The organism is Psychrobacter sp. PL19 (genome assembly GCF_017875835.1).
Taxonomy (GTDB): domain Bacteria; phylum Pseudomonadota; class Gammaproteobacteria; order Pseudomonadales; family Moraxellaceae; genus Psychrobacter.
In genome coordinates, this window is sequence record NZ_JAGING010000001.1 from 1,987,482 (window position 1) to 2,003,335 (window position 15,854).

The following is a 15,854-nucleotide window of genomic DNA, read 5'->3' on the forward strand; positions in this document are numbered from 1 at the left end:
TTTATTGGCTTACAATACTTTATCTCGCAAGCACTTCAATGAGTTCGTCTGACAGTTGAAAGGACGTTTATATCGTTCATATCTAGAGAAGGACCGACTGACCCAGCAAGAAAATAGACTTTCGGTAACTACTGTAATGACAACAAAACTTTTATTCGGGTAGGCAGTCTTTATCAAAACTTTAATAAAGCGCTTGACCCTAAAATTGTTTTATTGTTATAGTCAATAACGATACGTATTAAATCATTTTATATATAGTTGATAACAAGAAAATTAATTATCAATAAATGACGTTTTACTCACCCTTTAATGAATAAAGACGCTGCCCTATGAGTAAAGTAGCTTAGTAGTAGCGCAAACAAGATAAGGATATCTTATGCATCACGTCCAACAACTTATCAACGGCCAGTTTACCAAATCAGCTACTAGCGAGTGGCTTGATATCACTGATCCCGCAACTCAAGAAGTCATTGCCAAGGTTCCGCAAACCACAGATGACGAAATCAATCAAGCTGTTGCCGCCGCGAAGACCGCTTTTCAAACCTGGCGTAAAACCCCCATTACCACTCGTGCCCGTATTTTTTTAAGATACCAAGCCCTAATCCGTGAGCATATGGAAGAACTGGCAGAAATCCTGACCGCTGAGCAAGGCAAAACAATCGCCGATGCCCGTGGTGATGTGTTTCGTGGCTTAGAAGTGGTTGAGCATGCGGCTGGCATCGCCAATTTACAAATTGGCGACTACGTCGAAAACGTCGCTTCTGGCGTTGATACCTATAGTGTTTGGCAGCCATTAGGCGTCTGTGCAGGTATCACTCCGTTCAACTTCCCAGCGATGATTCCGTTATGGATGTTCCCAATGGCTATTGCTACTGGCAACACCTTTATCCTCAAACCTTCTGAACAAGATCCAATGGTTACTATGCGCTTAGTAGAGCTAGCCATAGAAGCTGGCGTTCCTGAAGGCGTGTTAAACGTGGTTCATGGCGGCAAAGCAACGGTCGATGCTATCTGTGATCATCCGGATATCAAAGCGGTATCTTTTGTGGGTTCTACTGCAGTGGGCAAACATGTCTATGAGCGTGCCAGTCAATCAGGTAAGCGCGCGCAATGTATGATGGGCGCAAAAAACCACGCAGTTATCTTGCCGGATGCTAACAAAGAACAAACCATGAACCAATTGGCAGGTGCCGCCTTTGGGGCTGCTGGTCAGCGTTGTATGGCGTTATCAGTAGTGGTGTTGGTCGGCGCAGCAGGCGAATGGGTTGACGATATCAAAGCCAAAGCAGAAGGCTTAGTGCTCTCAGCGGGTAAACATGATAAAGACTTAGGCCCATTGATATCGCCTGCTGCCAAAGTGCGCGTAGAGCATCTGATTGCGACTGGTGTGGAGGAGGGCGCAAGCTTAGTGCTTGATGGTCGTGGTGTCACGGTTGAAGGTTATGAGAAGGGTAACTTCGTTGGGCCAACTATCTTTGATAATGTCACCAATGACATGCAAATTTATCAGCAAGAAATATTTGGCCCCGTACTATGCATCATGCGTGCTGATAGCCTAGATGAGGCGATAGAGCTGCTCAATGCCAATCCACATGGTAACGGTACTGCTATCTTTACCCAATCAGGGGCGGCGGCGCATAAATTCCAACAAGATATTGAAGTTGGACAAATCGGCATTAACTTACCAATTCCTGTGCCTCTACCGATGTTTTCTTTCTCAGGCTCACGTGCCAGTAAGCTTGGTGACCTCGGTCCTTATGGCAAGCAAGCGGTACAGTTTTATACCCAAACGAAGACCGTGACTGCACGTTGGTTTGATGATGAGGCCAGCCGTGGTAAAGTTAATACGACTATTTCGATGTAAGCGTTAGTTCATTACATTAACTAGCAGTCTTTAAATATGCCATTGAGTGCTATATATAAAGACTGCTACAGTCAATCCAATTTAAAAACGACACAGTGCTGCTGTTATGAATTTTTCGTAGCCTCTGTCACGCGTGCGAACAGCAAGCAAGAAGAATTTATACTAGTAGCACGCTGACACAAAAGTATCTGTTCTACTTTGAACTGGCTATAGCTGATTTTTAATAAATAGTAGTTGATTAATAGTGGCTGGGAAAATTTATGCTACTTCTGGAACATTCTACCGCAAGCAAATAATTCTTTACAAGTAACTCTTTATAAAGCAATAAAGTAATAAAGTATTCAACATAGCCCTATATTTATATACCGTGCTTATAGAAAAGGATAACCTCATGGATTTTTCATTAACCGACGATCAAGTTGCCTTTAGGCAGACCGCCAGACAGTTTGCACTCAAAGAGCTTAAGCCCCATGCTGCTGAGTGGGATCGTAATTCTCATTTTCCAGTCGATGTGATTAAAAAAACTGGGGATCTTGGTTTTTTAGGGCTTTATACCAATCCAGATTATGGTGGCTTAGGGTTACCGCGCTTAGATTCTGCTATTATTTTTGAAGAACTGGCATGGGGTGACACGTCGGTCGCGTCTTACATGAGTATCCATAATATGGTGGCATGGATGATCGGTGAGTATGGTAGTGCGGCGTTATGTGAGCAATATATTCCTAAGATGGTTAGCGGCGAGTGGCTAGGCAGCTATTGTCTAACCGAAGCTGGCGCCGGTTCTGATGCGGCGTCTTTGCGTACCAAAGCGGACAAGCAAGGCGACTATTATGTGCTAAATGGTGAAAAAGCCTTTATTTCAGGCGCAGGCGAGACCGATGTATTGGTAGTTATGGCACGCACCGGCGGTAGTGGACCAAAAGGGGTTTCAGCATTCGTGGTTGATGCCCATAGTGACGGTATTGAGTACGGCAAAAATGAGCAAAAAATGGGCTGGAAAGCACAGCCAACCCGTACTATTAGCTTTAAAGATGTCAAGGTACCAGCAGCGAACTTAATAGGCGAAGAAGGACAAGGCTTTCGTATTGCTATGAAAGGTCTCGATGGCGGACGTATTAATATTGGCATTTGTGCGGTAGGTACAGCGCAAGCAGCGCTTGAAACTGCGACCAACTATGTCAAAGAACGTAGCCAGTTTGGCAGCCCGATTGCCGAGCTACAGTCGGTACAGTTTAAGCTTGCCGATATGCTCACTCAAACGATTACCGCACGGCAAATGCTATATCTAGCGTCCAGCAAAGTTGATGAGAATGATCCGCAAGCCTCAGCTTATTGTGCTATGGCTAAGCGCTTATCAACCGATCTCAGCTTTGATGTGGCAAATGAAGCCTTACAACTGCACGGCGGTTATGGCTATCTGAATGAATACCCACTTGAACGTCATGTTCGTGATTTACGTGTCCATCAAATATTAGAAGGTACCAACGAAATCATGCGGGTGATTATCTCACGTCAGCTATTACAAGACGATGGCCTCAGCAATTTGCGCTAGTAACTGACGTAATGCATTTACGGCTAATACTATAAAACCAGTACTACTAAAACAGTATAGTTAAAACACCTTAAAAACGTGACGGTACTGCTGGTATACGCTTTTGCAGCCACTGTCTGCGTAGGCACAGCAAGCAAGAAAAACGTATGCCAGCAGTAGGTTATGTATCGATATTATTTTTCACGGACTATGCTAAAGAATAAAAAGGATTATTTATGACGGACTATACCAATCTTAACCTGTCGATTGATGGCCACGTTGCCACTTTAACATTGAATAATCCACCGGCTCATACCTGGACAATGGACAGTCTGCAGGCACTCAAGCAGTTGATGACTGACCTCAATGCCAATGATGAGGTGTATGCATTAATCATTCATGGTGATGGCGAAAAGTTCTTTTCAGCCGGTGCGGATCTCAATAATTTTTCTGATGGCGATAAAGGACGTGCAGTCAGTATGGCGATTGCTTTTGGTGAGGCCTTTGAGGCCTTGTCGGCTTATCGCGGGGTCAGCATTGCAGTCATTAACGGCTATGCAATGGGCGGCGGACTTGAATGTGCGCTAGCTTGTGATATCCGTATCGCTGAAGACCATGCACAGATGGCGTTACCAGAAACGGGCGTTGGCTTATTACCGTGCGCAGGTGGCACTCAAAACTTAGCGTGGTTGGTCGGTGAAGGTTGGGCCAAGCGCATGATCTTGTGCGGTGAGCGGGTGGATGCCGCAACCGCGCTACGTATTGGTCTAGTCGAAGAAGTGGTTGAAAAAGGTACAGGGCTACAAGCGGCACAAGCCTTAGCTTTAAAAGCTGCTAAGCAATCACCAGTTGCCGTCAGTCATTCTAAGACTCTGATTCAAGCCGCTCGTCACACGCCGCCTGCACAGAATCTAATCTGTGAGCGTGAAGCGTTTGTGAAGTTATTTGATACCATGGATCAACGTGAAGGGGTTCAGGCATTCTTAGAAAAACGCGCCCCCAATTGGCAAAATAAATAGCCTTTACTACAGTAGCTTTTTTACCTTTTTTATTATTTATAGGTCACCTTTATGACAGCAGCGGATAATACCAATCAGCCCACGCTAGAGCCAGCATTAGAAGCGCCTGTACTCTTTAAGACAGAAACAACGGATTGTGGTCATCTCATCGGAATCATGACCTTAAACACCCCCAAGTCTCTAAACGCGTTGAGTGTTGAGATGTGTCAGCTGTTATCACATCAGCTTGATCAGTGGCAAGACGATGAGCAAGTGGTAGCGATACTATTAAAAGGGGCAGGCGATAAGGCGTTTTGTGCTGGCGGTGACATCCGTAAGCTCTATGACAGCATGTCCGAAACCGCGCCATTACCGAACCCTTATGCGACTGAGTTCTTTAGTCATGAGTATCGTTTGTATCGTCAGATGCACTTCTACACCAAGCCATTAATATTATGGGGTGATGGCATTATTATGGGCGGCGGCATGGGCTTGATGGCGGGTTGTAGCCATCGTCTGGTGACTGAGCGCACGCGTTTTGCGATGCCTGAAGTGACTATTGGACTGTTTCCTGATGCCTCCGGCAGTTGGTTTTTACAACGTATGCCGGCCAAAATAGGTCTGTTTTTAGGACTGACTGGCGCCCAGTGTAATGGTAATGATGCGCTCCTGGCCAATCTCGCTGAATATGCGGTAGAAAGTAGCGACTACGACGCCATCATACAACGCCTAATCCGAAGCGATTGGCAGGCGGCTGTTGATGTCAATCAATCTGCCACTGCTCATAGCATTACCAACCACGCGCTGGCATCACAACCAAGAGCGGATCTTCCTGCTAGCAAGTTAGCACACCATTGGCAAGCCATTCAGAAGTTGATGACCAGTGGCGGTTTGGCAGATATTGATGCGCTCATGCGTGATGAAGCGGCACTTATGCAGCTTGATGCCAATTTTGCTCAAGACAGCTGGGCGCAGCGAGCAATGTCTACTTATCGTCATGGCTGTCCGGTAACTGTGGCATTAACTTATGCGCTATTTCATAAAGTGGCTGAGCTCTCAATAGAGCAGGTTCTATATTTAGAGACCAACGTTGCCGTACATTGCGCTGCGAACCCTGACTTTAAAGAAGGCGTTCGTGCCCTGCTGATTGATAAAGATAGAAATCCGCAGTGGTCGCGTTCATTAGCAGACTGTTTGAGCGTAGAGGGACGGGATTATATTGAGCAGCATTTTACTAACCCTTATGCGGAAGGAGAACACCCACTCTCGGACTGGCTAGGTGCTGAGTCACTCGCTGTCCAGTTCGTACTGTAAATATGAGTGTGTGGGTTAAATATCACTCATAGCGTTACCCGTTTAATCAAACTATACCTAATATCATTTGATGGTATTTAACAGTCTTTAATTTTTAGTACTTATCAATCGTACTGACCACATAATCATCAAGGAGTGATGAAATGAGCGCAACGGAAACCACAAAACAAAACCAAAATAACAATGCTCAAAATAACAAAGCCGCTAAGCCTAAGATTGCTTTTATTGGGCTAGGCAACATGGGGACACCGATGGCAGAGAACTTGCTAAAAGCAGGTTATTCGCTATGTGTCTATGATCTATCAGCACCAGCGATTGCACATTTACAGCAATCAGGAGCAACAGTCGCTGATAGTCCTAAGGCAGCAGCTGCTGATGCTCAAGTCGTCATCAGTATGCTGCCCGCTGGCGAGCATGTGCACTCCGTTTATCTGGGTGATAACGGTCTATTATCAGACTTGCCTAAAGGCACATTAGTTATTGATTGCAGCACCATTGCAGCTGCTGATGCTCGTGCTGTAGCGGATGCTGCAATTGAGTTAGGTATTGAGTTCTTAGATGCTCCAGTGTCAGGTGGCACAGGTGGCGCTATTGCTGGTAGTCTAACCTTTATCGTTGGTGGCAGTGCTGAGGCTTTTGCTAGAGCTGAACCAATACTAGCCACGATGGGCAAAAATATATTTCATGCAGGCGAGCATGGTGCCGGACAAGTGGCCAAGATCTGCAACAATATGCTGCTGGGAATTTTGATGGCAGGGACCGCAGAGGCGATCAATTTAGGAGTCAAAAACGGCCTAGATCCTAAAGTATTGTCAGACATTATGCTCCAAAGCTCGGGACGTAACTGGACTTTAGAGGTTTATAACCCTTATCCGCAAGTGATGAATAGTGTGCCTTCGAGCAATCGTTACCAAGGCGGCTTTATGACTAAATTGATGCGAAAAGATCTTAACCTGGCGATGCAAACCGCCGAAAAAACTAAAGTGGATACCCCAATGGGTGCCAAAGCGGCTGAGCTATACGAAGCGCACACTCTTGAGTATGGTGATAAAGATTTTTCTAGCATCATGGCATTTCACGACAGTTCAGTATTGTCTAAATGACAACGTAGATGGTAACGAGTTAAAGGGCAATTATGCTGTTTTTGATTGATCTAGGTTGCAATTGGTACCAGTTTCAATTTGCACTATAAGTAATAGAATTTATTCGATAATATACTTATAGTGATCTCAAACAGCCACGAACTTTAAGCATTCTATAGTCAATAAAAAGTAATGTCGATACAGTAACTTACTGCTGGCATACGTTTTTCTTGCTTGCTGTGCCTACGCAGACAGAGGCTACAAAAAGCTTATACCAGCAGTACCGTCGCGTTTTTAAGGTATTTTAACTACAACTTCAGCAGTTCTAGCGCTAAAACTTTAACGCTAGAATAAAGAGTACAAAAAAAGTCCCTCTACGCCATACCTTCATAAGGTCAATAGCGCAGGGGGACTTTTTTTTATTTTGTCGCCGTTATTTAATACGTTATTTATACGTGCTTTCATATCAGTCTTGCAACTCATAGATCAATGTTTGAATATCTTGCGCCGCTGTACGTAAGCGTGGCACATGAGTCAGTAGATCATCTAAAGACACCCGTATGGTCGGCGCATGCAAGTACAGCGAGGCTAGATAGCGTGATTTCTTATCTAGTATCGGTACTGCCACTGCTACCATTTCAGAGATAAACTCTTCATTATCGATACCGATGCCAGTCTTGGCAATATGATCAAGTTCGATATTTAAGGTATCAATATCGATAATCGTATTTTTAGTGAACTTACTTAGCGGTAAGCTTTGTAGTATCTTATTGCGGCTTGAGGTTGGGAGTTGGCTTAGATATAGCTTGCCCGTTGCGGTACACCACATCGGCGACTTTGCACCCACTGGTAGATAGATCTGTAAGGGTAAGGTGGTTTGTGCGCGGTTGGTATAGATCATATCCATATTATAAGGAATACCAATACCGCAAGTTTCTTCAATTTCATCTACCAACTTTTTCAAAATCATCTGTCGTTCATTAAAGAACTGACGCTGCTGCCAAAGCTCAACGCTCAGATTGCGCACCCGCTTGCCAGGTATTATACCGCCCCCTAGGTCAACCGCCACAAACCCTTCATCGACTAGGTTTTGAATCAATCGATGGATGGTTGGTTTTGGAATATCAAGCGTTTGCGACAGTTCAAGCGGTGAGATAGGTTTGGCCGCATAGGACACCGCTTCGATGATCTCTAATACACGGGTAATTGACGATACTTTAGGCATATACACAGCTCAATAATAATAAAAAAGGCAGCGGCAAACAGTGTCAAGTAACCAGTAATGAACCAATTACTATTAAGAGTGAGTGCTGGAAAATAATAAGTATTTGACAGTTATTATTGGAAACAAATTTTAATAATAAGTTTAGCATACTGCTTGCTGCAACAGCACGTTCAGGAGAGCCAACATCGATATATATTAGGGCTCTGTAGCAGTTCTACATTGGCCGAGTACAACAATAACGTCATTAGACTCAGCACAACTCACTCTTATGAGTAACTAAGGCTACATCAACTCACAAACTACAACAAACAGTAGTAATAAGTTATAGAAATCTCTACTGAATTACCTCAACAACTACGACATGATAGCCACATGATTTGCAGGGCTGTGATGTTGCTACTAATTTTGATCGCAGTAATCTATATTTAGTAGCGTACATATTATTTTTGTTACACATCATTTAGTTACTGTAAGAGTATCCTGTAACAAAAAGCTAGGTTTTCTAGGATTTAGAGGGTAATTATTACAATATCTATGCAATCTTTACATAATAGTATACAAAAAGTACATTTATAGTGGTTACTTATTGAGCCAAAATTGTTTTAATCAGCCCAACAAAATGAGCATCTAAAATAAAGGCTAGATGACCATTTTTACGGGCTAGTTATTTTATACTTTAGGAGAGTACGCATGAAACTTATCAAACTAACTGCATTATCTGCCGCTGTATTGGCATCAACTGCTGCTTTAGCTGCTGATCCTATCATTATTGTTGATAACAACAATAATGCAGTCGTTTATCAAGCTGAACCAGTCGCTTATACCACTGCTCCTGCTTATCAGTATAACAATGACGCGGGCGTCGTTCGTAATACAGCTAGCGCTGTTGTTGGTGGTACCAAGACTCTATTCAATACAGTAATCAATCCAGCATCTGTTAGTGCTGAAATCGGTACTCTAGGTTATGGTGCTAGCGTCGGTTATTCAATTAACGATAAAGTCGAACTACAAGCTGGTTGGACAGGTGGCGATGTTGCTGACCTATTCGGTGGTGATTTTGACGTCAACGACATAAACTACGACGTCGATACTGACTTCAGCAACCCGTACATGGGTGTTCAGTTACGTCCTGCAGGCAATTGGTTCACTATGGGTGCTGGTATCATTGTTCCTGACAACGATATCGACGTAGTTGCTAATGCTAATGGTGCTAACTATAGAATCAACGGTACTGATTATGATGAAGCTGACGTAGGTACTTTAGAAGGTAACATTGAGCATCGTAACAAGTTAGCCCCATACCTGACTGTCGGTTTCCGTCCTAACATTACCAATAACTTTGGTGTGTTCGGTGAAATCGGTGCGGCTTATATGGGCAAAACAGATGTTACAATAAATGCTAGCAACTCTAGCGATGAAGCTAAAAAAGCTGCTGATGCTGCTGAAAGAGAGCTAGAAGGTAAAGATTACCTTGAGTTTTTCCCAATTGTTAAATTAGGCGCAACTTACCGTTTCTAATTTACAGAAGTCATTAGATTCTGTAAATAGTTCAGTAAGCTAAAAAAAAACGGCCCTCGGGCCGTTTTTTTATGTTCAAAATAAAGTATTGGTTAACAATAAAAATACTAGGCAAATAAACGGCTTCTAAAAAATAACAACCGTTTGTTGATAAGGCAAAACCGCAATTTGGTAATTAGTTTTACTGTCGCTAATTATAACTGATGAACGTTCATCTTGAGCCATGATATTGCTTAGCGCAGGAATAAGAGCGGCGTAATCTATACCTAAGCCCTGTGCTAATTTATATTGATATATCTTAATAAAACTCTCTTTTAGTTGCCATAACAATCTACAAACGCGGTCTCGCTCACTACTCGCTAACTCAGCTAAAATAGCCAGCTCGTTGGCATGATAAAAACGCTGTGCAACGCGCCAAGCCACCTCCTGTACTTCGATATCGATACCCACTGCGCAGTGGGTACTGACAACGACCGCCACTTTATTTAAGTGCTTATCTCCTGAATGGCTAAAGCACACATAATACCTACTATTCATCAGCCGATACGGGAATTCGGATTGGTCTAAAGTATCGATAATGCCGATTTTGCTTAGTAGGTTTTGTAGCAGTAAGCGCACACCATTACGCTGTTGCTGCCGTGCGTTGTAGGCAATTTCGCGAGTGGATAGCGCGCTGTCTGGATGATAAACTTGCCAATATAAAGTATAGAAATCAAAAGTTCGCAAATTAAAAGTTCGCAAATCAGAAGCACGGGAATTAATACAAGGAATAGGGGTCTTAGACAATGCCAAATGATTGGCTGAGCTCGGCTTCAATAATAATGAGATTGATGGATTAATTTGCGCGGTTGCGCACCATGACTCGGGATCAAGTTGGGTATAGCAGTGGTGGCGTAGCGTTATAATTGGCATAAGGGATCAAAGTAGCGTTTGTAGTCAGGAGTATTGCCTACCCAATAGCAGTCTAAGGCGAGTGTTGAAGGGTGCAGTAAACTATAGAGCTTATGAACAGATTATAAAAAAGCCCAACAATATGGATATTGCTGGGCTTTTTTAATAAGCATAAACCGTTATAAAATAATTAGTAAGACAGTTCAGCGCGGCGATTTTGTGCATAGGCATCTTCACTGGTATCCGCAGCAGCAGGACGCTCTTCACCATAGCTAATCACCCGAATATTGCTAGTAGATACACCTTGAGCAGCAAGATAGTTACTAGCAGATTGTGCGCGGCGCTCGCCCAATGCCATATTATATTCACGGCTACCGCGTTCGTCAGTGTTACCGGCGATAAGGACGCTAGCATTTGGATTTGAGCTCAATAAACTGGCGTGCTGATTTAGAATGCCTGCTGATTGTGAGGTAATCTCGCTGCTATCAAAAGCGAAGTAAACCACCGCTTGTAGATTATCAGCGGCACCAATAATGGCGTTTGAGTTATCCACAACGACAGCGCCAGTATAACCCATTTGACCACCTGGGATACCAAGGGGGGCAACGACCACTTCAGAGGTCGCACGCTTAGTAGCACAACCTGTGGTTAGTGCTACAGCACTTGATAGCAGCGCAAGCGCAGCGATTTTAGCAAAACGATTTTGTGCTCCGGTGTTAGATAAAGTACAATCAACTGACATTATTAGCTCCTAAATTTTTAATTAAACTTGTTATTTTTAAATTGCTCATAATAAAATCTAGGCAATTGCTACTCATACTATAATCAATGTTACGTTATGTAAGTATCATTACTGTAAGTAATATCAGATCTTACTGATCCATGATCATATTTATTGGATCATTTGTATCGTTTTCAGGCAAACATACTAAAATTAAGTATTATGATCTCTAGCAATGTCGATAAATAGCTAATTAACTTATATAACTACTATGTACTACCAGCGACGTTTGTCCCAGTTTTCAGGGTTAGCCCAATAGTCGGCATTGAGCCAATTTGGCAGCTGTTTGTAATCATATAAGTTAAATTGCCAAAGTGTTGCTGATGGTGTTGTCTCTAATGATGTCAGAGGCTCAATAGTATCTAAAAGCGCCGTCTGCTCGCTCAAAATATCAAACGGAGTAAAACCATAAGCCCGTAAATCTATGGTACTGTCTAGTGCGACAAGTAGGTGCGTGGCATAGAGATCACGGTAACGCATGAGTAGTGGAATATACTGCTGTAGCAATTCTGCTGATAGCGTGGGTAGCCAAAAACAGGCCAGCTCATACCGTTCAAGTATGGGTTGCTGAACCAGTACTGACAGGGTCGATAAGTGTGAGTTGCTAGGCTGCCTATTATTGCCACCATTGCCATCATTGACCCCATTAACTTCAGCTAGCTTATGGTTCAGCTGTGGGTCCAGCACTAACATTGCAGTGTTATCCTGTGCCACCCATAACAGTTCCGTAGCTTGGTCATCAGCGTTATCATTTTTATTGCCATCAGTGACTGTTTGGGTTGCAGAGTTTGCCTGTAGCACGGGTAGCAGTGCTTCGATGTAAGCAATCAATAACGGTAGTGTGATATTTTGGCAGTGAGTATTGTGGTTCATCATAAGAACAAGCCATTCATTCAGGGTGGGTAACCAATAGCCCCATTAAATCATTTTAAGCGCTATAATCCAATTAATAACACGCTCTAATATTATTGTCATCGTTTATAGTTATTTTGTCCGTACTGTTTATCACTATATTGCCAAGACATATCGCTAAAACATAGCGCTAAAAATAGCTATCGTATTAATTGTAAACCAATCGTTTTATAGTGGCTGTAGCTGATAAATTAGATTTTGTTGCTGCGTGCTCTTGAAATTTAACCATTTACGGCAATGTAACTCTAATAATAACTATAGCAGCAATTATAATCACACTTATCAAGTACTGAGCCCAGTCCATATAATTTTAATACTGGATAATCGATCCAGACAGTCAGTCCAAATAGTTAACCCAAAATAATATCGATACCAGAAAACCGAGTAGATCCTAACTATTATTAGGGTTAGCAAGGTTGCTGCCGTAGCGATTTTATAATGGGCAAATTATAGTATTACCCTTTACTATTACCCAATAAAGTACACAATAATAGGAATAACCATGTCTATCGCTGAAAACGACGCCCAAATTATCAATCCTGAAATGCCTGATGTGCCATTACATGCGCCTAGTGACATTAACAACAAAATTAATCTACACGATTATAAGCAGCCAAGCTTTGATGTGGAGACAGTTGATTTGGATATTAGACTGTTCGATGATCATGCGCAGGTAGACAGTACACTAAAAATGGTACGGCAGACGGCAGGTGATTTGGTGCTGTATGGTGAAGATCTGGAGCTGCTGGCGATTATACTAGATGGAGCGACACTTGCCCCTGAGCGTTATAACCAAGCAGCAGGCAAGCTGATGATCACCGATGCTCCCGCTACTTTAACCTTGCAACTGCAAGTGCGGATTTGCCCACAAACCAATACTGCGCTTGAAGGGTTGTATATGGCAGGTAGTGGTAGCGACACCATGTTTGTCACTCAATGTGAGCCTGAAGGCTTTCGCAAAATCACCTTTTATCCAGACCGTCCTGATGTATTGGCGATATTTACCACCCGTCTTGAGGCAGATAAGCGCTATCCGACTCTACTAAGTAATGGTAACTTGGTTGAACAAGGTGAGGTGGCAAACGCACCAGACCGTCATTATGCGATTTGGCATGATCCCACGAATAAGCCCAGCTATTTGTTTGCGTGCGTGGTTGCCGACTTAGATGTACTCACTGATCACCACACCACCAGCGAAGGTCGTGAGGTAACTCTCGAGCTGTACGCTAAGTCGAGCGATATCGATAAGTGTCATGTTGGCATGCAAGCTCTCAAAGATTCAATGGTCTGGGACGAAGTCAACTATGGCCGCGCATATGATTTAGATCGCTATATGATTGTGGCAGTCAGTCAATTTAATATGGGGGCGATGGAAAATAAAGGGCTCAATATTTTTAACACCGCTTGTGTGTTATCAAGTCCTGAAACCACCACTGACGCGCGCAGCTTTAATGTCAAGGCGGTCATTGCTCATGAGTACTTCCATAACTGGACTGGTAACCGTATTACTTGCCGCGACTGGTTTCAACTGTGTTTAAAAGAAGGCTTTACCGTCTTTCGTGACCAGTCATTTTCAGCAGATCAGCAGTCCAGTGCCGTACAGCGCATCGATGATGTCGCGACCCTACGTGCGCATCAATTTGCAGAAGATGCAGGACCGCTAGCCCATCCAGTACGCCCCGAAAGCTTTGTGGAAATTAATAATTTTTATACCACCACCGTTTATGAAAAAGGCGCAGAAATCGTACGTATGCTGGCCAATACCTTAGGGCCAGAGAAGTTCCGTCAAGGTACAGACGAGTACTTCCGTCGTTATGATGGGCAAGCAGTAACGGTTGAGGACTTTTTATCAGCGCTGAGTGTCACTGATATCAAGGTTGAAAATTTCATCGACTGGTATCGTCAGCCAGGAACGCCAGTGCTGTCTGGTCACCAGCAGTATGATAGTGAGAGTCAGACGTTGACCATTAAGCTGAGTCAACAGACCCGCCACGTTGCAGGTTTTGATGCGCCAAAGCCGTTACCAATTCCAGTAGCAACGGCCTTATTTGATAAAGACACGGGCCAAATTATCACTGAGCGCTTGTTACTACTCGATCAAGCTGCGCAAACCTTTAGCTTTGACAACATTACTAGCGAGCCGATAGTCTCATTGCTACGTGATTTTAGTGCGCCAGTACAGCTCAATTATGACTATCAAGATGAAGATTTAGCCTTTTTATTGACTCATGAGACCAATGGTTTTAACCGCTGGCAAGTAACGCAAATGCTGGTCAACCGTATTCTGTTACAAGGCCATGGCTCTAAAAGCAGCCCTGAAGTCTATCTAAAAGCCTTGGCTGAGACTCTGCCAACCTTGGCGGTTGACGATGCCATGCTTGCTGCACGTTTGCTTGATATGCCATCGCCCCAAGAATTGGCATCGGCCATTCATAAGGATTATGATCCGGTAGCCATTAAGCAGCAGCGCCAAGATTTATATCAACAAGTTGCTGTTTCGCTGAAAGATCATTGGACTGGATTATACGAGCAGCTGCCGTTACAGTCTTATGAAGACAGCTCTGAGGCTCGTGGCAAGCGCGCACTGCGCAATGTAGTGTTGGATATGGCATTGACTGCAAAAGTCAGTGACGCTACTAAATGGGCGCAGCAGCAGTATGACGATGCCAGCTGTATGACTGAACGTTTTGGTGCCTTAAAATCAATGGTCAATCATCAAGTTGTTGGTGCTGATAGTTATTTAGCCGATTTTTATAACCGCTTTCAGGCAGATGATCTGGTTATCGATTTATGGTTCAGTGTGCAAGCCTCCGCAGACCAGGTCAGTACGGATACCATTGAAGCACTGCTCGCGCATGCTGATTTTGATTGGAATACGCCCAACCGCGTACGTTCAGTGATTAGTGCCTTTACCTCTCAGCCGACCGTACTCTGGACGCCAGAAGGTTTGGATATTTATACTAGCGTGATCAAAAAATTGGATGAAGAGAATCCAGTTGTGGCCTCGCGTTTATTACAAGTGCTGGCCCGCTGGTATACCTTGGTTGAGCCACGCCGCCAAATGGCGCATGATCATTTGATAGAACTACAGAAGCACGTCTCTTCTAAGAACGTACTGGAAAGTATGGACACAGTGCTAGGCGCAGCAGGCGTCTAGTCAGTTTCTTATAAAACTATCAACAGAAGTGGTCCAGTAAAGGTAAGCGCGTAACTCCGAGAGTTTGTGACTAATAGAGTTAAGCGCCCTTTATTAAGTCGTTATGAGATATATAGTTAATGAAAAGTAATATCGATACATAACCTACTGCTGGCATACGTTTTTCTTGCTCGCTGTGCCTACGCAGACAGAGGCTGCAAAAAGCTTATACCAGCAGTACCGTCGCGTTTTTAAGGTATTTTAACTATAGTAGCTCGCTTTATTTTTGTTGATATGATGTTAGTCATAAGCCACAAAAAAGCCCATCTATGAATCCATAGATGGGCTTTTTTTATAAAATATTTTTGATATAAAATGTTCTAGAATGCTAACACTAGCAATATTGCTAACAACCGTTAGCGACTAGGTAGCATATTTTTTACCATATCGCGTAAACTATGTAGCGCGGTCACTGTGCTATTCCGGTCTAGGCAATCATCAGTGATAGATATGTCGTATTCTAATGCCTTTAAATCAGCGGTCAGTTTTTGATTACCGTCTTTTAGATGGCTTTCTACCATCATGCCGATACGCTTTAATAT

The 15,854-nt window shown here is 43.4% G+C and carries 12 protein-coding genes; 7 read left to right on the forward strand and 5 right to left on the reverse strand.

Annotated features, from left to right (window positions below; genetic code table 11):
* The first annotated feature begins 376 nt into the window (after positions 1–376).
* The 5 genes from H4W00_RS08080 to mmsB all read left to right on the forward strand — a co-directional run bounded on the left by H4W00_RS08080 (position 377) and on the right by mmsB (position 6,810).
* Positions 377–1,864, forward strand: a complete 1,488-nt coding sequence (locus H4W00_RS08080) for a CoA-acylating methylmalonate-semialdehyde dehydrogenase (RefSeq protein ID WP_209957057.1) — start codon at positions 377–379, stop codon at positions 1,862–1,864.
* Positions 1,865–2,255: 391 nt separating this feature from the next.
* Positions 2,256–3,416, forward strand: coding sequence for an acyl-CoA dehydrogenase family protein (locus H4W00_RS08085; protein WP_209957059.1), 1,161 nt, complete (start codon positions 2,256–2,258; stop codon positions 3,414–3,416).
* Positions 3,417–3,631: 215 nt separating this feature from the next.
* The gene (locus H4W00_RS08090) at positions 3,632–4,414 is read left to right on the forward strand and encodes an enoyl-CoA hydratase (RefSeq protein ID WP_209957061.1); all 783 of its coding nucleotides are present in this window, start codon (positions 3,632–3,634) and stop codon (positions 4,412–4,414) included.
* A gap of 51 nt (positions 4,415–4,465) precedes the next feature.
* The gene (locus H4W00_RS08095) at positions 4,466–5,707 is read left to right on the forward strand and encodes an enoyl-CoA hydratase/isomerase family protein (protein ID WP_209957063.1); all 1,242 of its coding nucleotides are present in this window, start codon (positions 4,466–4,468) and stop codon (positions 5,705–5,707) included.
* Positions 5,708–5,850: 143 nt separating this feature from the next.
* Complete coding sequence (gene mmsB / locus H4W00_RS08100; RefSeq protein WP_209957066.1) at positions 5,851–6,810, forward strand: 3-hydroxyisobutyrate dehydrogenase; 960 nt, start codon at positions 5,851–5,853, stop codon at positions 6,808–6,810.
* 445 nt (positions 6,811–7,255) lie between these two features.
* Here mmsB and H4W00_RS08105 read toward each other — a convergent pair whose 3' ends face one another.
* A complete protein-coding gene (locus H4W00_RS08105) occupies positions 7,256–8,014 on the reverse strand; it encodes an IclR family transcriptional regulator (RefSeq protein WP_209957069.1) in 759 nt (252 codons plus the stop codon).
* Between the two features lie 690 nt (positions 8,015–8,704).
* On the opposite strand from H4W00_RS08105, the gene H4W00_RS08110 reads away from it, so the two are divergent.
* Positions 8,705–9,532 carry a hypothetical protein gene (locus tag H4W00_RS08110; RefSeq protein WP_209957072.1) on the forward strand — a complete coding sequence of 276 codons (828 nt, stop codon included), beginning with the start codon at positions 8,705–8,707 and terminating at the stop codon, positions 9,530–9,532.
* Positions 9,533–9,658: 126 nt separating this feature from the next.
* Here H4W00_RS08110 and H4W00_RS08115 read toward each other — a convergent pair whose 3' ends face one another.
* The 3 genes from H4W00_RS08115 to H4W00_RS08125 form a co-directional block, all read right to left on the reverse strand.
* Positions 9,659–10,444 carry a 4'-phosphopantetheinyl transferase family protein gene (locus tag H4W00_RS08115; protein ID WP_209957075.1) on the reverse strand — a complete coding sequence of 262 codons (786 nt, stop codon included), beginning with the start codon at positions 10,442–10,444 and terminating at the stop codon, positions 9,659–9,661.
* Positions 10,445–10,613: 169 nt separating this feature from the next.
* Positions 10,614–11,165, reverse strand: coding sequence for a peptidoglycan-associated lipoprotein Pal (pal, locus tag H4W00_RS08120; RefSeq protein WP_209957077.1), 552 nt, complete (start codon positions 11,163–11,165; stop codon positions 10,614–10,616).
* 255 nt (positions 11,166–11,420) lie between these two features.
* Positions 11,421–12,080 (reverse strand): DUF6231 family protein, encoded by a 660-nt coding sequence (locus tag H4W00_RS08125; protein WP_209957079.1) that lies wholly within the window; start codon positions 12,078–12,080, stop codon positions 11,421–11,423.
* Between the two features lie 538 nt (positions 12,081–12,618).
* Between H4W00_RS08125 and pepN the strand changes: the two genes are divergently transcribed.
* On the forward strand, positions 12,619–15,273 hold the full coding sequence (gene pepN / locus H4W00_RS08130; RefSeq protein ID WP_209957081.1) for an aminopeptidase N: 2,655 nt from the start codon (positions 12,619–12,621) through the stop codon (positions 15,271–15,273).
* A 395-nt stretch (positions 15,274–15,668) separates the two neighbouring features.
* Here pepN and H4W00_RS08135 read toward each other — a convergent pair whose 3' ends face one another.
* A complete protein-coding gene (locus H4W00_RS08135; RefSeq protein WP_334684923.1) occupies positions 15,669–15,836 on the reverse strand; it encodes a hypothetical protein in 168 nt (55 codons plus the stop codon).
* Positions 15,837–15,854: the final 18 nt, after the last annotated feature.

Coding starts and splice junctions, on each gene's coding strand:
- H4W00_RS08080 (WP_209957057.1), top strand. CDS start 377: ATGCATCACGTCCAACAACTTATCAACGGCCAGTTTACCAAATCAGCT.
- H4W00_RS08085 (WP_209957059.1), top strand. CDS start 2,256: ATGGATTTTTCATTAACCGACGATCAAGTTGCCTTTAGGCAGACCGCC.
- H4W00_RS08090 (WP_209957061.1), top strand. CDS start 3,632: ATGACGGACTATACCAATCTTAACCTGTCGATTGATGGCCACGTTGCC.
- H4W00_RS08095 (WP_209957063.1), top strand. CDS start 4,466: ATGACAGCAGCGGATAATACCAATCAGCCCACGCTAGAGCCAGCATTA.
- mmsB (WP_209957066.1), top strand. CDS start 5,851: ATGAGCGCAACGGAAACCACAAAACAAAACCAAAATAACAATGCTCAA.
- H4W00_RS08105 (WP_209957069.1), bottom strand. CDS start 8,014: ATGCCTAAAGTATCGTCAATTACCCGTGTATTAGAGATCATCGAAGCG.
- H4W00_RS08110 (WP_209957072.1), top strand. CDS start 8,705: ATGAAACTTATCAAACTAACTGCATTATCTGCCGCTGTATTGGCATCA.
- H4W00_RS08115 (WP_209957075.1), bottom strand. CDS start 10,444: ATGCCAATTATAACGCTACGCCACCACTGCTATACCCAACTTGATCCC.
- pal (WP_209957077.1), bottom strand. CDS start 11,165: ATGTCAGTTGATTGTACTTTATCTAACACCGGAGCACAAAATCGTTTT.
- H4W00_RS08125 (WP_209957079.1), bottom strand. CDS start 12,080: ATGATGAACCACAATACTCACTGCCAAAATATCACACTACCGTTATTG.
- pepN (WP_209957081.1), top strand. CDS start 12,619: ATGTCTATCGCTGAAAACGACGCCCAAATTATCAATCCTGAAATGCCT.
- H4W00_RS08135 (WP_334684923.1), bottom strand. CDS start 15,836: ATGATGGTAGAAAGCCATCTAAAAGACGGTAATCAAAAACTGACCGCT.